16 protein-coding genes and 1 tRNA gene are annotated in these 19,575 nt (G+C 58.9%); 9 read left to right on the top strand and 8 right to left on the bottom strand.

What is annotated here, in order from left to right:
• Positions 1-388 precede the first annotated feature (388 nt).
• The gene (gene rpoD / locus ACHZCU_RS01875; RefSeq protein WP_106310088.1) at positions 389-2,437 is read left to right on the top strand and encodes an RNA polymerase sigma factor RpoD; all 2,049 of its coding nucleotides are present in this window, start codon (positions 389-391) and stop codon (positions 2,435-2,437) included.
• A gap of 701 nt (positions 2,438-3,138) precedes the next feature.
• Here the strand turns inward: rpoD and ACHZCU_RS01870 are convergent.
• Entirely contained in the window at positions 3,139-3,354 is a 216-nt protein-coding gene (locus ACHZCU_RS01870) for a cold-shock protein (protein ID WP_024708202.1), read from the bottom strand.
• Positions 3,355-3,932: 578 nt separating this feature from the next.
• On the opposite strand from ACHZCU_RS01870, the gene ACHZCU_RS01865 reads away from it, so the two are divergent.
• Positions 3,933-5,045: a DUF1176 domain-containing protein gene (locus ACHZCU_RS01865; RefSeq protein ID WP_319517414.1), complete on the top strand. Its 1,113-nt coding sequence runs from the start codon at positions 3,933-3,935 to the stop codon at positions 5,043-5,045.
• 19 nt (positions 5,046-5,064) lie between these two features.
• Here ACHZCU_RS01865 and ACHZCU_RS01860 read toward each other — a convergent pair whose 3' ends face one another.
• The 4 genes from ACHZCU_RS01860 to ACHZCU_RS01845 all read right to left on the bottom strand — a co-directional run bounded on the left by ACHZCU_RS01860 (position 5,065) and on the right by ACHZCU_RS01845 (position 7,733).
• On the bottom strand, positions 5,065-6,132 hold the full coding sequence (locus ACHZCU_RS01860; RefSeq protein ID WP_394706088.1) for a PQQ-dependent sugar dehydrogenase: 1,068 nt from the start codon (positions 6,130-6,132) through the stop codon (positions 5,065-5,067).
• 340 nt (positions 6,133-6,472) lie between these two features.
• Positions 6,473-7,033, bottom strand: a complete 561-nt coding sequence (locus ACHZCU_RS01855) for a DUF4865 family protein (RefSeq protein ID WP_319517412.1) — start codon at positions 7,031-7,033, stop codon at positions 6,473-6,475.
• Positions 7,030-7,335, bottom strand: coding sequence for a hypothetical protein (locus ACHZCU_RS01850; RefSeq protein WP_319517411.1), 306 nt, complete (start codon positions 7,333-7,335; stop codon positions 7,030-7,032). The genes ACHZCU_RS01855 and ACHZCU_RS01850 overlap by 4 nt, the downstream gene beginning before the upstream one ends.
• Entirely contained in the window at positions 7,332-7,733 is a 402-nt protein-coding gene (locus tag ACHZCU_RS01845; RefSeq protein WP_319517410.1) for a tautomerase family protein, read from the bottom strand. The genes ACHZCU_RS01850 and ACHZCU_RS01845 overlap by 4 nt, the downstream gene beginning before the upstream one ends.
• A gap of 105 nt (positions 7,734-7,838) precedes the next feature.
• On the opposite strand from ACHZCU_RS01845, the gene ACHZCU_RS01840 reads away from it, so the two are divergent.
• Positions 7,839-8,741 (top strand): LysR substrate-binding domain-containing protein, encoded by a 903-nt coding sequence (locus tag ACHZCU_RS01840; protein WP_319517409.1) that lies wholly within the window; start codon positions 7,839-7,841, stop codon positions 8,739-8,741.
• 119 nt (positions 8,742-8,860) lie between these two features.
• Here the strand turns inward: ACHZCU_RS01840 and ACHZCU_RS01835 are convergent, their stop codons facing one another.
• Complete coding sequence (locus ACHZCU_RS01835) at positions 8,861-9,763, bottom strand: LysR family transcriptional regulator (protein WP_319517408.1); 903 nt, start codon at positions 9,761-9,763, stop codon at positions 8,861-8,863.
• A 133-nt stretch (positions 9,764-9,896) separates the two neighbouring features.
• Here ACHZCU_RS01835 and ACHZCU_RS01830 point away from each other — a divergent pair, with 133 nt between their 5' ends.
• Positions 9,897-10,613, top strand: a complete 717-nt coding sequence (locus tag ACHZCU_RS01830) for an SDR family NAD(P)-dependent oxidoreductase (RefSeq protein ID WP_319517407.1) — start codon at positions 9,897-9,899, stop codon at positions 10,611-10,613.
• A 163-nt stretch (positions 10,614-10,776) separates the two neighbouring features.
• Here ACHZCU_RS01830 and ACHZCU_RS01825 read toward each other — a convergent pair.
• Positions 10,777-10,853: transfer RNA gene (locus tag ACHZCU_RS01825), tRNA-Arg, on the bottom strand.
• A 432-nt stretch (positions 10,854-11,285) separates the two neighbouring features.
• On the opposite strand from ACHZCU_RS01825, the gene chvE (ACHZCU_RS01820) reads away from it, so the two are divergent.
• From chvE (ACHZCU_RS01820) to mmsB, 4 genes are all read left to right on the top strand, one after another.
• Positions 11,286-12,359 (top strand): multiple monosaccharide ABC transporter substrate-binding protein, encoded by a 1,074-nt coding sequence (gene chvE / locus ACHZCU_RS01820; RefSeq protein WP_319517406.1) that lies wholly within the window; start codon positions 11,286-11,288, stop codon positions 12,357-12,359.
• A gap of 404 nt (positions 12,360-12,763) precedes the next feature.
• The gene (chvE, locus tag ACHZCU_RS01815) at positions 12,764-13,837 is read left to right on the top strand and encodes a multiple monosaccharide ABC transporter substrate-binding protein (RefSeq protein ID WP_106310122.1); all 1,074 of its coding nucleotides are present in this window, start codon (positions 12,764-12,766) and stop codon (positions 13,835-13,837) included.
• Between the two features lie 78 nt (positions 13,838-13,915).
• Positions 13,916-15,436, top strand: a complete 1,521-nt coding sequence (gene mmsA / locus ACHZCU_RS01810) for a multiple monosaccharide ABC transporter ATP-binding protein (RefSeq protein WP_319517405.1) — start codon at positions 13,916-13,918, stop codon at positions 15,434-15,436.
• Between the two features lie 12 nt (positions 15,437-15,448).
• The gene (gene mmsB / locus ACHZCU_RS01805; protein WP_106310345.1) at positions 15,449-16,642 is read left to right on the top strand and encodes a multiple monosaccharide ABC transporter permease; all 1,194 of its coding nucleotides are present in this window, start codon (positions 15,449-15,451) and stop codon (positions 16,640-16,642) included.
• Positions 16,643-17,106: 464 nt separating this feature from the next.
• On the opposite strand, the gene ACHZCU_RS01800 is transcribed toward mmsB, so the two are convergent.
• On the bottom strand, positions 17,107-18,132 hold the full coding sequence (locus ACHZCU_RS01800; protein WP_319517404.1) for a LacI family DNA-binding transcriptional regulator: 1,026 nt from the start codon (positions 18,130-18,132) through the stop codon (positions 17,107-17,109).
• Between the two features lie 367 nt (positions 18,133-18,499).
• On the opposite strand from ACHZCU_RS01800, the gene ACHZCU_RS01795 reads away from it, so the two are divergent.
• Positions 18,500-19,567 carry a sn-glycerol-3-phosphate ABC transporter ATP-binding protein UgpC gene (locus ACHZCU_RS01795; RefSeq protein WP_319517403.1) on the top strand — a complete coding sequence of 356 codons (1,068 nt, stop codon included), beginning with the start codon at positions 18,500-18,502 and terminating at the stop codon, positions 19,565-19,567.
• Positions 19,568-19,575 lie beyond the last annotated feature (8 nt).

The following is a 19,575-nucleotide window of genomic DNA, read 5'->3' as shown; positions in this document are numbered from 1 at the left end:
TGGGGGACCGGTACTTGTATTTCTTTAACTTCGTTCTAAATGTACTCTCGCGGGTCGTCAGAAAGGCTGCATCGGTCCGGACATCGATAGAAGCGTCACACGGGTGGCTTTTGAAGCGATTTTAGGATATGAAATCGCGCGATCCTCGAATTGGCGCTTGACGGATGGCGAAAATCTGGGAATCACCAGTTTGAATGGCACAACGCAGCGCAATTTCATGATCTGGACAGTGTTCACCCGGGGTGACAGGCTCCGCGGCGGTGAATTCTGTCCTGTTCATGGTTGAAGTTTTTAAAGCCGGCTGGAGCGGTCCCCATAAAGGGTCCTTAATCATTTGCCGGTATTGCCGCTGTGGAATTACGGCATAAGCGTCAGGGAAACAAAATCTATGGCAACAAAAGTCAAGGAAAACGAAGAAGCCGAAACCGAACGCGAAGGCGGAACCGACGGCCCTCTTCTGGACCTTTCCGATGATGCCGTCAAGAAGATGATCAAGGCCGCCAAGAAGCGCGGTTTTGTGACCATGGACGAGCTGAATTCCGTTCTGCCTTCCTCCGAAGTGACCTCCGAGCAGATCGAGGACACGATGGCGATGCTGTCCGATATGGGCATCAACGTGATCGAGGACGAGGAGGAGATGGAGCAGGACAACGACAGCGGTAACAGCTCCGGCGACGGCAGCGCGGCTGAAAGCGAAAGCACGGAAGTGGCGACTGCCACGGGTACCGCAGTTGCCGCCACCAAGAAGAAAGAGCCGACCGACCGGACGGATGATCCCGTGCGCATGTATCTGCGCGAGATGGGCTCCGTCGAGCTTCTGTCGCGCGAAGGCGAAATCGCCATTGCGAAACGCATCGAATCCGGCCGCGAGACGATGATCGCAGGGCTTTGCGAAAGCCCGCTGACCTTCCAGGCGCTGATCATCTGGCGTGATGAGCTGAACGAGGGCACCACGCTTCTGCGCGAGATCATCGATCTGGAAACCACCTATTCCGGTCCCGAGGCCAAGGCTGCACCGCAGTTCCAGAGCCCGGAAAAGATTGAGGCCGACCGCAAGAAGGCCGAGGAAAAGGAACAGGCGCGCAAGAAACGCTCCGACGACGTCACCGATGTCGGCGGCGAGGGCGTGCAGCCCGAAGAAGATGACGAGGAGGATGACGAATCCAACCTGTCGCTTGCCGCCATGGAGGCCGAGCTTCGCCCGCAGGTGATGGACACGCTCGACCTGATCGCCGAAACCTATGTGAAGCTGCGCAAATTGCAGGACCAGCAGGTGGAGGCCCGTCTTGCCGCCACCGGAACGCTGACCAATGCCCAGGAGCGCCGCTACAGGGAACTGAAGGACGGGCTGATCACGGCTGTGAAGTCGCTGTCGCTCAACCAGAACCGTATCGATCTTCTGGTCGAGCAGCTTTACGACATCAACAAGCGTCTCGTTGAAAACGAGGGCAAGCTGCTGCGCAAGGCGACCCATCGTGGCGTTGCGCGGGATGACTTCCTGCAGCACTATCACGGCGCAGAACTTGATCCGAACTGGATGAAGTCGATCGGCAATCTCTCCGGCAAGGGCTGGAAGGAGTTCGCCAGCCGTGACGGCGATGATATCCGGGCGCTGAGGTCCGAGATCCAGAGCCTTGCCACCGAAACCGGTATTTCGATTGCCGAGTTTCGTCGCATCGTTCACATGGTTAAGAAGGGCGAACGCGAGGCGCGCATCGCCAAGAAGGAGATGGTCGAGGCCAATCTGCGACTGGTGATCTCGATTGCCAAGAAATACACCAATCGCGGTCTGCAGTTCCTCGATCTCATTCAGGAAGGCAATATCGGCCTGATGAAGGCGGTCGACAAGTTCGAATACCGCCGCGGCTACAAGTTCTCGACCTATGCGACATGGTGGATCCGGCAGGCGATCACCCGTTCGATTGCCGACCAGGCCCGCACGATCCGCATTCCGGTGCACATGATCGAAACGATCAACAAGATCGTGCGCACCTCGCGCCAGATGCTGCATGAGATCGGCCGCGAGCCGACGCCGGAAGAGCTTTCCGAAAAGCTCTCCATGCCGCTTGAGAAGGTCCGCAAGGTGCTGAAGATCGCCAAGGAGCCGATTTCGCTCGAAACCCCTGTGGGCGACGAGGAAGATTCGCATCTGGGCGATTTCATCGAGGACAAGAACGCGCTTCTGCCGATCGATGCCGCCATTCAGGCGAACCTGCGTGAGACCACGACCCGTGTTCTCGCCTCGCTGACCCCGCGTGAGGAACGCGTGCTGCGCATGCGCTTCGGTATCGGCATGAACACCGACCACACGCTGGAAGAAGTCGGTCAGCAGTTCTCGGTGACCCGCGAACGTATCCGCCAGATCGAGGCCAAGGCGCTTCGCAAGCTGAAGCACCCGAGCCGCAGCCGCAAGCTGCGCTCGTTCCTGGACAGCTGATCACGCGTGAAAATACGAAATTCTATGGAAACCCGGTCGAAAGGCCGGGTTTCAGTTTGTTGACACCTCCGCAAGCAAACACGGTTTTGCCTCCTTCCCCGCCGTCATTCCGGCCTTGAGCCGGAATCTAGTAAGGGCCAGGTCCTTGCGCGCAAAGACTCTTTCTGAAAGCGCATAACAAGCGGCCCTGGATACCGGCTCAAGGCCGGTATGACGAATAAACGCGGGACGCGTTTTGTCAGCAGTCTGAACCCGGTCGAAAGGCCGGTTTTTTTATGTTCGGACTTGGTGGTGGCCGTAAGAAGGATCGCCATAGCGAGGAGGCACGGCAGCGGGACAATGTGGACAGGAGCCTGCTCGAGAAGCGCTGTGACAATCAGGCTGCTGGCGTTGCCCGTTTGCTTTCTTGGGGGCGAAGCAGCGCAGTCAGAAACAAAGGCTGACTGCGGTGTACTCAAGGGGCAGCGCTTCCAATCCGGCCAAAAGTCAGGGGCGGCATGTAAAAGCCCGCCGGCCGCAAGAGCCCGCCAGGCACAGCACAAAGACATAACCATGCCGCTTGAGGTCGAGACAGCGGCACACTGAAAAAACAGAACAAACCCAGGCGCGGCCGAAAGACGCGCCTGTAGCTGTTCACTGCGACCAGAAGGCTGCCGCCTTCGGTCCTATCCGGCTTCAAGGAAGGCCGGAGGGAACAGGGACTATTCCGTGACCTGCAGGTTGACCGCTTTCGGGCCTTTGCCACGGCGGTCGGGCTCGGTATCGTAGCTGACTTTCTGATTTTCCGTCAGCCCGGTCAGGCCCGAGGACTGCACGGCGGAGATATGGACGAAAATGTCCGCGCCGCCATTGTCCGGCTTGATAAAGCCGTAGCCCTTGTCAGTGTTGAAGAATTTCACGGTGCCAGTTTCGGCCATGCTTCAAGGTCCTTTTCTCACCGCCCCGCTTGCACAAATGGGCGGATATTCCAATGCTCGTTTGCCCTTGTGGGCAGCGCAGGCGTTTCTCGAATTGTTAAGGAAAGGTACCTTTATTACCGCGGCCTTCTGTCGCCTGGACACGTTTACAGGCCAAATCCTACAAGGGCCGCCCGGAAAATTAGCGTTTCCGACGCGCATCAGATTATATGGTCTTCCCGTGCTCGCAAAATGCCCGAACGCGATCAGAATGCGGTTTTTACACGACTTTGGCAAGCGAAACTTTGAGGCTTTGTGAAAAGTCGTGTCGATGCAGGGGCATGTCCTGTATTCATGCTGACTAACGGATACTGTGGCAAGAACATCGATCATGGATATACTGGCGCCACTATCCACCTGTTTTAGGCCGCCGGGGACACGATAGCGGCAGGCATTGGTGCGTTGTTTTGCAGGGGATTGGGCCAGGCCTAGCTTTTTGACCCGAAGCTGGTGTAGGAGCGTGGTGCCGGCGAAGCCTCCGGGTGAGAGCGCGCGCCGGCGGTGCGCAATGACATATGATGAAATTCCGGGAGATGCCCATGCGTCGACACATATCATTGAGGATTGCTGCACCCGCCTTGCTCGCGTTCGCATTGTCCAGCCTGCCTGCCGGCGCTTTTGAGTATCGTCAGGTCGGGGGATGGGCCGTCAGCTGCAACAACGCCTATGTCTGCACGATCTCGCTCAATCCGCAGGCGGCGCAGGACGAGGATGCGGCGCTGGCAGCCATTCAGTGGCACAGAACGGCCAATCCCTCCGCACCGCTTACGCTTAGCCTGCCGTCACCGCCCGGCTTCTTCCAGAGAGGCGATGACGACGGGCAGTTCACGATCAGCGTTGACGGAGAGGAAGCCTTCGCGGTCGGTGTCGACGATCTGATCAGGGACGAGGCTGTCGGCACGTTCGGCGTCAACAATCCCGATGCGCTCCCGCAACTGTTTGCGAAGATGGCGCATGGTCAATCGGCAACGATTGCCTATAGCGGCGATCTGGGAGCGTTTTCGACGACGATTGCGCTGGATGGGCTTCTTGACAGTGCGCGCTTCGTCGATGACCTGCAGGGGCGCAAGGACCGGACGGACGCCCTGGCCGACAAGGGCGACATTGCGCCGCCCGAGGATATTCGGGTGTGGTCGATCAATAGCTACGCGCAATTGCCGGAATCGATCCTGCGCAATCTGTCTGACGCGGAAAGTGCCTGTTACACCGACGAGGCGCATCTCGATCAGGCCGATGCCTTTGCCTTTGCGACCGGGGCCAGCACGATTATGCTTCTGCCCTGCGGCCCGTCGGGGGCCTATAATCAGCCCTACCAGCTCTATGTCGGCAAGGATGAGGAATTTCGTCGCGCCGAATTCCCGAATGTCAGCGAGGCCGGCATCACGGTTCTCGATACGGTCTACAACGTCAATTTCGATCTGGAAAACCGCAAGCTTTCATCCGTCTATCTCGGACGCGGTCTTGGCGATTGCGGGCTGGCGCACTACTGGAGCCTTGACGCAAAGGCGACCGGCAACCCGCTGGTGCTGACCCATGAGCGCGCCAAGAGCGCGTGTGACGGCAATGATGTCGGTGCCGCCAAGTGGCCGGTGACATGGCGCTCGGATATCGGGGGCGACGCTGATGAAGCCGACACAACGGCGGACAAATAGGCTCAGTTCCTGAAGAACTCTAAGGCCGATATATTCGCAGCAAGCGTCCGTCGGGCTCGTCGGTGGTTACAAGAACGGCCCCGTCCGGCGCAATCTTGACGTCGCGCAGCCGGCCGAATTCGCCGGCAAAGAGGCGGTTTTCCGCCGTCGGCATGCCGTTTTCGTCCACCGCGATATGCGCGAGAAGCTGGTCCTTCAGCGCGGTGACGAGAAAGTCGCCGTCCCATTCGGGAAACATCTTGCCGCGATAGACGGCAATGGCGCCGGGTGCGATCGACGGGTCCCAGTAATAAAGCGGCTGCTCCAGCCCTTCGGCATGGGTGCCCTGACCGATCTTTGCGCCGGAATAGTGCACGCCATAGGAAATTTCGGGCCAGCCATAATTGGCGCCTGCTTCGGGCGTGTTGATTTCATCGCCGCCGCGCGCGCCGTGTTCGACGGTGTAGAGCGTGCCGGTTTCAGGGTCGGTGGTGATGCCTTGGGGATTGCGGTGGCCGATTGACCAGATTTCGGGCTGCGCCGCGCCTGAAGCTGCGAAGGGATTGCCCACCGGCACGCTGCCATCGGGGCGGATCCTGAGGATTGAGCCTGCATGGTCGCTGCTATCCTGAGCCCGGTCGCTTTCCCCTCTGTCGCCGATGCCGAAGAACAGGTTGCCTTCGCGATCGAATGCGATCCGGGAGCCGAAATGCCGGTTGGTTCCGGAAAGCCGGTTCATGACGAAAATCTGCTCGACAGCTTGAAGGCTGGCCTGACGGCGGTTCAGCTGCGCGCGGAAGACGGCGGTTCCCTGACCTCCGTTTCCGGAAACGGATGAGGTGAAGTAGATGGTGTCGTTGGTCTCAAAACCGGGATCAAGCGCCACATCCAGAAGGCCGCCCTGACCGGCGGCGTAAAAGTCGGGAAGGCCGGAAACGGTGCGTGTCGTGCCATCGGCGGTGACGATGTTCAGCCGGCCCGGCCTTTCGCTGACAAGATAGGCGCCGTCTTCCAGCGGTTCGACGGACCAGGGATGCGCCAGCCCGGAAGCAATCTCCTCCACGGCAAGCGGTGGCGTCTGTGCGCTGGCAGCGAAAGCAGGCAGCATCCCGCCCAGTGCAGCGACAATGGCGAACAGTCGGATTCCGATAAGCGAGGCTTTCACAGGCGTCCTCCCCGGGCAAAACGTGAGTGGTGTTGTCCTGTTTATAGAGCTAGGGCCTGCGCGCGCATCAGCAAGAGGTGGTTCTCACACAAGATCGTGAGCCGTTGTCGACGCAAGCGAAGACGGGAAGGAACGCGGCGGTTTTCGGGGCCGCAAACGGCGTGCCGTTTTTCTGCAAAACCCGAATATCCGGCACGCCGCGTGACGTTGTGAACGATGTCCACGCTATAGGCGCCTGCAAACAGGCTTCCGTCTGCAAATGGCCTACAGCGTCGTTGGGGATTTATTCCGGGTTCGGCAGCGATATATGGCCGACCGCGTAGATTTGCGCATTTGTTGTTTCCGGTACTGTCGGCCAGAGGCAGAACTGCAATTGCCGCCATGCGCCTGGATCAAAGGCCGTGATGACGGCGAGCGCGCCTTTATCAAGGGCGGCCTGGGCCTCTCCGCAGGCGGCCTTACGCATCTCGGCAAGGTTGGAATAAGGCGCAATCGGCTGGATCTGCCGCGTTGCAAAGCGAGAAGCGGCAAGGTCCGGGCCGAGATCGGCTTGCCAGATCAGCCATGTTGCGACCGATGGCCAGCCGAAATCCCGTGTCAGCGTGGCAAAGCCGGGGCTGGACAGAAAACTGTCTATCCCTTCCGGCTCGTCCCAGAGATAGAAGGGGGCGTAAAGGTTTTCACTGCTTGAAAAGCCGGCGTCCTTCTTTCTTGCTGACAGATATGCCTTGAAGCGCAAGCGCGGGAAACCATCGAGCAACGGACCTTTGTCGCGGATACGCCGATCGATGATCGTCATGTTGTAATCGGCCGGCAAGGTGAAACTGTATTGCATCGCGATCATTGCTGAAAACCTTTCTGATTGACGGGGCCGAACCATGCGACCGCCGTTCCGTTCTTCACGGGTTGAACACTGAGATAGCTGAAGGGGCATGCCGGCGATTCACCGTGCCAATGGGTCACGACGCCCGGCGGCTCGAAGGCACGCATCGCCGTCATTTCGGCCTCCGTGCGGCTCGACAGCAGCATCTGCACCAGAAACGAGCCGCTTGCGATGTCATCGGGTGCCGCGACAATTCCGGTGCCGGCGCGATGGATGTGCATCATGGACGGGGAGCGTTCCTGCATGTCGAAAGCTGTGCTCATCGGCGCGCTTCCTCAGGCAGGGCCGTGGCGGAAACGCCGGATGCGAAAGACCAGTCCTCCATGGTCGAATTGACGATGGAGACCATCACGTCTTCCGGCCGGACGCCCGGAGAGGCTGCAAGGTTTTCGACCAGTCGGCGGTAGAAGCGCGCCCTGGTTTCCGGCGAGCGCGTCTTGCCGGTGGTGATCTGGAAAAAGATATAATCGTCCGAACGCGGCCCGCCATTATAGTTTCGATCGAAAATGAGTTCGCCGGGCTGGTGCTGGTGGATGGCGGCGAAACGGTCCTTCTCGGGAACCTCGAAACAATCGACAAGCGCACGGTCGAGGCTGTCGGACACGGCGGCGAGATAATCCGCAGACTTGCCAGCCAGAAGGGAAATACGGGTGAACGGCATAAGTGGGCTCCATCAAATGTGATTGACAGGCACAGTATGACGCGGCACGATCATCCTGATAATCAGATTATTTAGGATTAAGTATCCTGTTTTTCAGGAATGAAAATGCGGTTTACCAATCTCGACATGGATGCGCTGCGCAGTTTTGTCGCCGGCATTGAGGCCGGCTCCTTCGCGCAGGCCGCCGATAGGCTCGGCCGCTCGACATCGGCGGTGAGTGCGCAACTGAAGAAGCTGGAGGAGCAGACGGGCACCGAACTCGTGCGGCGTTCGGGGCGCGGGCTGGTCCCGACGGACGGCGGCGAGGTGCTTCTTTCCTACGCCCGACGGCTTCTCAATCTGAATGACGAGGCGGTCGGTGCGGTTCGAAGCCCGGAACTGGAGGGCTGGGTTCGTCTCGGCATTCAGGAGGATTTCGGCGAGACCGTCTTGCCGGAGGTGCTCGGTCGCTTTGCCCGGGCGCATCCCAAGGTCCGGATCGAGGGCCGCATAGGCAGAAACAGCGAATTACGGGAAAAGATTGCCTCAGGCCATCTCGACCTGGCGCTTGCCTGGGATGACGGGGCTTCGTCGGATGCTGAAAGGATCGCCGCACTGCCGCTGTGCTGGCTCGGTTCGGCACAGGAGGAACCGCTTTGGCAAGCAGCCCAAAACGAACCGCTGCCACTTGTCACGCTGGAAGCGCCGTGCCTGCTTCGCACGCTCGCCTGCAATCGCCTCGACAGCGAAGGTCTTGCCTGGCGCATTGCCTTCGTCAGCCCAAGCCTGAGCGGGCTTTGGGCGGCAACGGCGGCAGGTCTCGGGGTCGCACTGCGCACGCCCTTCGTCCGGTCTGCGGATGTGCGCGTGCTGGATGCGCTCCAGCATGGCCTGCCCGAACTGCCGTCACTGGGCCTGAGCCTCCTGCGCCCCGGACGGCCCGAAAGCTCAGCGAGCAGCCATCTCGCAACGATTATCCGCCAGGCGCTTCACGACACACTGCCGGAAGCATGGATGTCACAGCCGTGACCTACGGCTCACCAGGCGCATCGAAACGCAACTCCGGGATTTGTGTGATGAAGAATGGAGAGTCGCGCCGGGCAATGATGAGAACCATGTCTACGTCATAGCCCTCCTTTGAGTTAGCCTCAGCTCGAACGGCACGTTGCGATGACAGTGTCGCGCAGCCAACGATGGGCAAGGTCGGCCTCCATGCGGGGATGCCAGAGTGCGGTGATGCCGATTTCTGGCGTTTTCACCGGCAGCGGAAAACTGATCAGGCCATCAGCGAACCGTGGGGCCGAAAGGCATGACTGCGTCACTTGCGCAACCAGGTCGGACTGGCGTGCAATGCGCAAGGCATCCGGAAACCCCGGCACCACGGCGACGACTGTGCGTTGCAGTCCAAGCGCTTTCAAGGCGTCGTCGACCGGCCCTCTAACGTGGCCCATACGGGATGCGACAACATGGCGGGCCGCGGCATAGTGCTCCGGTGAGACCGTGGTCGTGGAGAGCAGAGGATGACCGTTTCGTACGACCCCGACGAACCGGTCGCGAAAAAGCAGCCGTGTTCGCACTTCCGGCGCGAAATCACCGAGCACTCCGATCTCCAGATCGATCGTTCCATCACGGAGTGGCCCTGCCTCCTTCGTGGGTTTCTGAATGAAGCGCAGGCGCACACGCGGTGCGACGTCGGTCACGGTCATAAGCAGAGGAGCAGCAAACAAGCTGATGAAGCCTTCATTTGCCCGGATCGTGAAGGTTCGCTCTAGCTCAGCGAGATTTAAGCTATCGCTTTGTGGACTGAGAACGTCGCGCGCTTCTCGTGTCACCGCGTGAACACGCTCGCGCAGTGATATGGCCCGCGGGGTCGGCACGAGGCCACGCCCCGCCCTCACCAGCAGAGGATCGCCGGTGACGGCGCGCAATCTGGCGAGCGTTCGGCTCATGGCCGACGCGCTGAGGCCCAGGCGGCGCGCCGCCGCCGTGACACTGCGCTCCGACAGAAGCGCATCCAGCGCTGTCAGAAGGTTGAGATCGATCTTGTCCATCGTTTGGATGCTACCAGATCCGTTGGCACATATATAGCATCAAACGCAATGATAGTTTGTATCCTGTGCGTCTGGCGCATTTCAGGCGAGGCAAGGATAATGATTGCCGAAACCAAAACCGAAGGGCAATCCCATGATTTCCAACGATCAAGATGCAACCACTGACACTGTCCTCATTATCGGGGCATCACGCGGCCTTGGTTATGCCATGGCGACTGAATTCCTCAAACGCGGCTGGCGTGTGATAGCAACGGTGCGTGGTCCCGAACGAACCTTGTTGCACGACCTTGCCGACGTTCATCCGGATCATATCGGGATCGAACAGCTCGATATCACTGAACCAGACCAGGTTGCTGCGCTTCGCGAACGAGTTTCGCGGCAGTGCATCGACATCCTGTTCGTCAATGCCGGAACGGCCAACGCCAATCAGGACGAAACCATTGCAGCGGTTTCGACGGAGGAGTTTATCCGCGTGATGGTCACGAACGCGCTGAGTCCGATGCGCGTGGTCGAGGGGTTGCAGGATTGTGTCGCGCCCATGGGCCTGATCGGGGTCATGTCATCGGGGCAAGGCAGTGTCGGCAATAACACCAAGGGTGGTCATGAGGTCTATCGTGGCTCCAAGGCGGCTTTGAATCAGTATATGCGTAGCTACGCGGCACGGCACGCCAGCGACAGTCGCCCGCTCGTGCTGATGGCGCCCGGCTGGATCCGCACCGGTCTTGGCGGACCCGATGCGCCCTACAGCATGGAAGAAACCGTGCCGCAGATCGTCAGCACGCTTCTCGCTCAGCGGGGAAAGCCCGGCCTTCAATATCTCGATCGTGAAGGGCAAATCGTTCCATGGTAAGCATTGATGGGCAGTTTGGCTTTGTCTGGGCTGGAAACTTTTCGAACGCGCTATCGTCAAGCGCCGCCGATTTTACGCCTTCATGCATGCGCTCGACCGCTGCCACATGAATGATCGGAGGTTGGACGGCTATCTTGTACGATGGACGGCAATCGGTGGAAAATGGCGCGCCCGACAGGATTCGAACCTGTGACCTTTGGAATCGGAATCCAACACTCTATCCAGCTGAGCTACGGGCGCCCTTGCAGGCCGGCTTTTGCCGTCTGCTTCGCGGGGTTGTTTAGCGCAGCTTGCCGCGTGCATCAATCTTAAAAACAGTCGAGTCTTTGAAAAAGCGCGGACGACGGCGGCAAACGACTTCTATGTGCGATCGGTGGATACCGGAGGTACTAAACTAAAGTTTAAGTAAGAGAACACGAACTTAAGCGCATGGCCGGGAAAAGCTCATATCTGCCAAAATCTTACCGTCCTGTCATTTCGACATATAGCAGAATTGGTATATCTGCTTCGGTGTTCTCAATTTGACAGCTCATGTCTCTTCTACCAACCTCCACCCGCGATCTGCCCCTTGCAAATTGCTTCGTATCAGCCCGCCGGGAGGGCGGAGGCCGCCTGAGGGGTTTCCGGCGCAAGGGCAGACGAAACGCACGTTTCGTGAATTGGGAGAGAGAAATGAAACTGGTAGTATCTGCACTGGCCGTTGCGGCAATGGCCGTGACAAGTTTTGCCGTGCCGGCCTTTGCACAGGACAAGGGCACGATCGGTATCGCGATGCCGACGAAATCATCGGCTCGCTGGATTTCCGATGGTGAATCCATGGTCCGGCAGTTCGAGGAGGCGGGGTATGATACCGACCTTCAGTATGCCGAGGATAATATTCCCAACCAGCTGTCGCAGATCGAAAACATGATCACCAAGGGTGTTGATGCGCTGGTTGTCGCCTCGATTGATGGCACCACGCTTTCCAACGCGCTTGCCAACGCGGCCGCCGCCGGTATTCCGGTTGTCGCCTATGACCGCCTGATCCGCGAAAGCGGCGATGTCGACTATTATGCGACCTTCGACAATTTCCAGGTCGGCGTTCAGCAGGGATCCAGCCTCGTCAAGGGGCTCGAGGAGCGCTTCCCCGAAGAAGAAACCTGGAATGTCGAGCTGTTCGGCGGTTCGCCGGACGACAACAACGCCTATTATTTCTACGACGGCGCCATGTCGGTGCTGCAGCCGCTGATCGATGAAGGCAAGATCGATATCGTTTCCGGTCAGATGGGCATGAACCAGGTCGGCACGCTGCGCTGGGACGGCGCCGTTGCCCAGGCCCGCATGGATAACCTGCTTTCGGCCAACTACACCAATGAAACCATCCACGGTGTGCTTTCACCCTATGATGGTCTTTCCATCGGTATCCTGTCGTCGCTGAAGGGCGTCGGTTATGGCTCGGACGATCAGAAAATGCCGATCGTGACCGGTCAGGATGCCGAGCTTCCCTCGATCAAGTCGATCAATATGGGTGAGCAGTATTCCACGGTATTCAAGGATACCCGTGAACTGGCCCGTGTGACCGTCGGCATGGTTCAGGCGCTGCTTGAAGGTGGTGAGCCGGAAATCAACGACACCGAAACCTATGACAACGGCGTCAAGGTCGTGCCGTCCTACCTGCTTTCGCCGGTCGCCATCGACAGCTCCAACTGGGAAGAGATCCTGGTCGATCAGGCCGGCTATTACACGCTCGAAGAAATTCAGAATTGAGATTGAACTGAGCGATATGAAAGGCGGGGTTTTCATTCCGCCTTTCAGTATTTTTCGATCTTTGAGAAAGCGTAAAGTTACAAAAGAAGCGGACTGATGAATTTGAATTCGATATTGTTTCGGGTTCAAATTCATTCGTATGTATAATTTTGTTTTATGATGATTTTTTCATTTTTATACAGTGTGTTTGTATGCATTGTGAATAACGATTCAATCGAATAAATTTATTTGACTTACGTTACTCAAGTTGTATCGTCATCATATCCGCTGTGACCGGAACGGCAATTGCCGGGTGTCTTGCGGAAAGAGCCGGAAAAGGTGCGTCGGCATTGTGTCCGGCGGATTTTTACGTTTCTGAGGACAGGCCGGAACAAGAGGTTACGGCCGCCAAATGGGAGAGAGACATGAAAAGCGTTATCTCTATGCTTGCTGCCGCAGGCGTGGTCGCTGCGGCACTTGCAGCGCCTGCGATCGCGGCAGACAAGGGCTATGTCGGTATTGCCATGCCGACCAAGGGGCTCGACCGCTGGAACAAGGACGGTGCGTCCATGGTGCAGCAGTTCGAGGAGGCCGGTTACAAGACCGACCTTCAATATGCGGAAAACGAAATCCCCGCACAGCTTTCGCAGGTTGAAAACATGATCACCAAGGGCGTCGACGTCCTCGTGATCGCCGCGATCGACGGTGGCTCGATGACAGCGCCGCTGGCCAATGCCGCCGCTGCCGGTATTCCGGTCATTGCCTATGACCGGCTGATCCTGAACACCCCGAATGTCGATTATTATGCCACCTTCGATAATTTTCAGGTGGGCGTCATCCAGGGCAACAGCCTTGTGGAAGGCCTGAAAAGCCGTTTCCCCGACGTTCATCCCTGGAATGTCGAACTGTTCGGTGGTTCGCCCGACGACAATAACGCCTACTTCTTCTACAACGGCGCGATGTCGGTGATCCAGCCGCTGATCGATTCCGGCGATATCGTGGTGCCGTCCGGCCAGATGGGGATGGACAAGATCGGTACGCTGAACTGGTCCAACGCTGCTGCGCAGGCCCGTATGGATAACCTGCTGTCGGCCTACTATACGCAGGAGCCGCTGCACGGCGTCTATGCCTCCAATGACGACCTGGCCATGGGCGCAATCTCCTCGCTGAGAAGCCTCGGCTACGGTTCGGGCGATATGCCGATGCCGATCATTACCGGTCAGGATTCGAACCTGCCCAACGTGAAGGCGATCATCGAAGGCCTGCAGTATTCCTCGATCTTCAAGGATACCCGCAAGCTGGCCGAAGTCACCGTCGACATGGTCGAGGCGATTTCCGAAGGCAAGGAACCGGAAATCAACGACACCTCGACCTATGACAATGGTGAGAAGGTCGTGCCGTCCTATCTGCTGGAACCGGTCGCCGTGACCCAGGACAACTGGAAGCAGATCCTGGTCGACGACAGCGGCTACTACACCATGCAGCAGATCGAAGAATAACCCCGAGAGTTTGCGCAAGGGCTGCCGCCGGCTGCAACGGTCGGCGGCGGTGCCGGGCGCCAGCCGGGTGAGGGTGTCATGACAACATTGCTCGAAATGAAAAAAATCACAAAGACCTTTCCGGGCGTGAAAGCGTTGAGTGATGTCGATCTCGCTGTCGAAGAAGGTGAAATTCACGCGCTTGTGGGCGAAAACGGTGCCGGGAAATCGACACTGATGAAGGTGCTCTCAGGCGTCTATCCCCATGGCAGTTACGAGGGCGAAATCCACTATGACGGCGAACTGGCGTCGTTCGCCAATATCGCCGACAGCGAAAAGAAGGGCATTATCATTATCCATCAGGAACTGGCCCTGGTTCCGCAATTGTCAATCGCCGAAAATATCTTTCTCGGCAACGAGGTCGCCAGGTCCGGCGTGATCAGCTGGCCGGATACCTATCAGCGCACGGAAGGCCTTTTGAAGAAGGTCGGGCTGAGTGATCCGCCTGCCACGCTCGTGGAAAAGATCGGCGTCGGCAAGCAGCAGCTGGTCGAAATCGCCAAGGCGCTTTCCAAGGATGTGCGGCTTCTGATCCTCGACGAGCCGACTGCAGCACTTTCCGAAAGCGACAGCGCCAAGCTTTTGAGCCTGCTGCTGGAACTCAAGCAGCAGGGCATTACCTCGATCCTGATTTCCCACAAGCTGAACGAGGTCGAACAGATCGCGGACACGATCACGGTGCTGCGCGACGGGGCGTCGGTTGCCAATATCGACTGCCGCAAGGAAGAGGTCAGCGAGGCCAGTATCATTCAGGCCATGGTCGGCCGTGCGATGGAAAACCGCTACCCCGAAAGGGAACGCAAGATCGGTGAGGAACTGCTGTCGGTGAAGAACTGGACCGTCTGGCATCCCGAGCAGGCCGATCGCAAGGTGATCAAGGGTGTCGATTTCAACGTCCACGCCGGCGAGATTGTCGGCATTGCCGGGCTGATGGGTTCCGGGCGCACCGAGCTTGCCATGAGCGTTTTCGGCCACAGCTATGGCCGCAACATCTCGGGCGAAGTCACGCTTGGCGGGCAGAAAGTCGATGTCTCGACGGTGCCGAAGGCGATCTTTGCAGGTCTGGCCTATGTGACCGAAGACCGCAAGGCGCTGGGGCTGGTGCTCGATGAGCCGATCACCAAGAATGTCACGCTCGCCAATCTTCCGGGTGTGTCCAAATATGGCGTTTTGAACACGGCAGAGGAAACCAAGACGTCGGAATATTATCGCAAGGCGATGAATATCCGCACGCCGACGGTGGCCCAGAGGGTGGTAAACCTTTCCGGCGGCAACCAGCAGAAGGTTGTCCTGTCCAAATGGCTGTTCACCCAGCCCGACGTGCTCATCATGGATGAGCCGACGCGCGGTATCGATGTTGGCGCGAAATTCGAGATCTACAGTCTGATGAACCAGCTTGCAGCCGAAGGCCGCGGAGTGGTGATGATCTCGTCGGAAATGCCGGAATTGCTCGGCATGTGCGACCGCATCTACGTTATGAACGAGGGGGCATTGGTGGGAGAGCTGGACGCCGAAGAGGCGAGCCAGGAACGCATCATGTCCTTCATTGTCAGAAAATAGAAAGAGATGACGATGAGTACTCCTGAGGAAAATGCAGGCCAGAGCAAACCCTCGATCCGCTCTTACCTGACCCTTCGAATGCGCGACTACGGCATCCTGCTTGCCCTGATCGTCATTATCGCGTTCTTCCAGATCGTGACCGACGGCGTGTTGATGCGTCCGGTCAATATCACCAACCTGTTCCTCCAGAACAGCTATGTCATCATCATGGCGCTTGGCATGCTGATGATCATCGTGGCGGGGCATATCGACCTGTCCGTCGGCTCCATCGTCGGTTTCATCGGTGCGCTTGCGGCGGTGATGATCGTGCAGTGGCACCTGCCGGTTCTGGTGGCCATTCCTGCCTGTATCCTGGCGGGCATGCTGATCGGCGCCTGGCAGGGATACTGGGTGGCCTATTGGAAAATCCCGTCCTTCATCGTGACGCTGGCGGGCATGCTGATCTTCCGCGGGCTGTCTCTGTGGCTGTTGAACGGTCAGTCCGTCGGGCCTTTCCCGTCCGGCTTCCAGTTGCTGTCCACGGGTTTCGTTCCGGATATCTTCGGGGTCGGACGCCCGAACATGACGGCGCTTGCCGCCGGCATCATCGCCGCTGCCGCCATCGTCTATCTTGCCTGGCGTGCCCGTTCGCGCAATGTCGCCTACGGCATCGAGGATGAACCCTATTCCTTCTTCCTCGGCCGCAACATCATCGTGGCTGCGGTTCTGGTGTTCGTCTCGTGGAAGCTTGCATCCTTCCGCGGTCTGCCGAATGTTCTGGTCTCCATGGCCATCCTGACGGTGATCTACACCTTCATCACCGAAAGCACGACATTCGGTCGCCGCGTTTATGCCATCGGCGGCAATGAGAAGGCGGCGGCGCTTTCCGGTATCAATACCAGACGGCTGAACTTCATCGTCTTCGTCAATATGGGCATGCTCGCAGCCCTTGCCGGTCTCGTCTTCGCAGCCCGCCTCAACATCGCGACGCCGAAGGCCGGTAACGGCTTCGAGCTGGACGTGATCGCGGCCGTCTTCATCGGCGGTGCGTCGATGTCCGGCGGTGTCGGCAAGATCGTCGGCGCGGTTGTCGGTGCCTTCATCATGGGCATCATGAACAACGGCATGTCGATCATGGGTATCGGCATCGACTACCAGCAGGTCATCAAGGGCCTCGTCCTGCTCGCAGCCGTCGTCTTCGACGTCTACAACAAGAACAAGGCCTGACGGCAAAAGCCATGGTCTGACAATCCAAAGGGGCAGGGCGGTTTTCGCTCTGCCCTTTTTTGTTTTGAAATGCATGTCAGACTGATACGTCTGTTCAGACGAGCTTTCGCAATTCGGTTCTGCCCGCGTTGAGGAAGCAGGCTTTGGAAAACGTTCCTTCTGCGACCGGGTTTGGCAGGCGAATATCGCTCTGGTCCGGCACGGCAGAGCGCGACGGATCAAATGCGCGATAGATCTGCGAAATGAAGCCCAGTATGACGCCGGTATCGCGAGCAAACTGTACGGAACCTCCATTGCGAGCCGAAAACGCAATCCCTCCTTATGCGCATGCCCGAATGGTTGATTCGGTGATCGTTTTACCCCGTATGTGCAATACTTCCCGAAACGGAGGGCGGAGGCGCGGGCCGAGCCTGTCGATAGAATATATCGCCGCGCGGGAAACCCGGCAAGGGCGGCGAAGGGGCTCAGTTTCCGCTGACCGACCGGCAGGACGAGCGCACGATCAGCCGGACCGGTAGTCGCCGGTGGCTCGGTGGCCCGGTGCGAATGGCGGTGTCTTCGGTCTCCAGCCGCTCGACCAGCATGTCGGCTGCGGCTTCGGCGATTGCCGGAATATCCTGATCAAGTGAGGTGATCTCCGGATCAAAGCCCGCCGAATGGTGCAGCCCGTCAAAGGAAATCAGCGAGACGTCATCCGGCGCCTTCAGCCCCATGGAGCGCAGCCCCAGCAATATGCCGCGGGTTTGCGCCGTATCGACGGTGACGATTGCTGTCGGCCGCTTTTGTCGCGACATCAGGTCTTGAGCGGCGCGGAAGGCCTGATCCTCGCGCTCATGGTTGGCATAGATGCAATCGTCGGAGACCGGATATCCGGCCTCCGCCATCGCCGTGCGGATCCCCGCCAGCCGCTCATCGGAAACCGAAATGCCGGTGCGCCCGGCAATGACGGCGATATTGCGATGACCAAGCTGCAGCAGATGGTGGGCGATCAGCCGGGCGCCGAGCGCGTTGTCGTCGACGACACAGTCGAACGGCGCGCCCGCAACGACGCGGTCGACGGTCACCGTCGGGCACTTGATCGCCGATAGGATGTTTCTGGCGTAGTTCGCGCCACGGCAGGTGGGCAACAGCACCAGACCTGCCACCTGATGATCGTTCATGCGGGCGATGTCGGCAAGCTCGCGCACCGGATCGTCGCCATTTGAGGCGAAGAACATTGAATAGCCCTTGTCGGAAAACACTTGCTGCACGCTGCGGGCGATGCCGGCGGCATAAGGGGCGGCGATATCGGGCACCAGCAGACCGATCTGGCGCGAGCGGCCACTTCGCAAATTGCGGGCAACCGGGTTGGGGACATAACCGACCGCCGCGATGGCGGCATTGACGCGTGCGCGCAAAGTTGTGCTGACCGGCGCGCTGTCATTGATCGTGGCCGACACGGTCGTCACCGAAACACCGGCGGCCTTTGCTACATCCTTGATTGTCGCCATGTTTCTCCGCGCTCCAATGCCCCCTATTTAGGGGCTCGTTCGGCAATAGCCAGCGTTTTCGGAGACCTTGGCTGATCGGAAACGGCCGCAGCGCTGTTTCAGCCGTTGCAGCCGTTTCCTGACCCTTGAAACCATCCCCGGCACATTTCATGTGCCGGGGCGGGCCGCACCCATCCCGGACCGCAGTTTTTTTGCTCGCACTGCTTGTCCGGTAGACATGTAACGGCAATCCTCCCCGATTGGTTTCCGATTCGCTAAAATTTAATTCTGCCGCCTTTCTTGATCTCGCATTGCGTCATGCAATTTCATCATTCGCCAAAATGCGCTAATGCGGTCGCAGGAAAGCGCCCCGGAGGAAAGAAAAACAATGGCCAGTCTCACGCTGCGCGACATCGTCAAGAAATACGGTCAACGCCAGGTCATCCACGGTCTCGATCTCGACATTGCCGATGGTGAATTCATTGTCCTCGTCGGCCCGTCGGGTTGCGGCAAGTCAACGCTTCTCAGGATGCTTTCGGGGCTGGAGGAAATCACCGGCGGTGAGGTGCTGGTCAACGGCGTGGTCGCCAACAAGATGCAGCCGCGCCAGCGCAACATTGCCATGGTGTTTCAGGATTTTGCGCTCTATCCGCATATGAGCGTGCGCAAGAACATGGCGTTTGCGCTGCGCATGGCCGGTATCTCGCGGGCCGAGCGGGATGCCGCCGTTGAGCGGGCGGCCGAGATGCTGGGTCTGACCCCGGAGTTGGAGCGCTATCCGAGCGAGCTGTCCGGCGGCCAGAAGCAGCGCGTTGCCATGGGCCGGGCGCTGGTGCGCAATCCGGAAGCCTTCCTGTTCGACGAGCCGCTGTCGAACCTTGATGCCAAGCTCCGCGCCCAGATGCGCGCCGAAATCAAGGCGCTGCACCGCAGGCTTGAGACGACGATGATCTATGTGACCCATGATCAGATGGAAGCCATGACCATGGGCGAGCGTATCGTGCTGATGCGCGCCGGCGTGATCGAACAGGTCGGGACCCCGCTCGAGCTTTATGACCGGCCGCAGAACGTTTTCGTCGCAGGCTTTATCGGTGCGCCGGGCATGAACCTCATTGAAGGCACGGTCGAGGGTGAGGACGGGGCGCCGGTGCTGCGCAGCAGGGGCGGCGCGCTCTGGCCGCTGCCGGCGCTTCCCGCAGTGCAGGCCGGGGCCGCGATCACCATTGGCGTGCGGCCCGAACACGTGGCGTTTTCCGACGCAGGGACCGGGGCCGTGATCGAGTTTACCGAAACCACCGGTTCTGAAACCCATGCGACAATGACGGCGGGTGGTGATCAGGTTCTGCTGCTGACCCCGGAACGCGTTCCCTATGAGCGTCATCAACCGGTGACGATTACCTTCGATGCCGAACGGATGCACATCTTCGACACGGAAAGCGGTGCGCGGCTGAACTGATACCAAGA

This window comes from uncultured Martelella sp. (assembly GCF_963677965.2).
Taxonomy (GTDB): Bacteria; Pseudomonadota; Alphaproteobacteria; order Rhizobiales; family Rhizobiaceae; genus Martelella; species Martelella mangrovi.
Note: the sequence above shows the minus strand (reverse complement) of the source record. Positions and strands in the feature narration are given on the sequence as shown.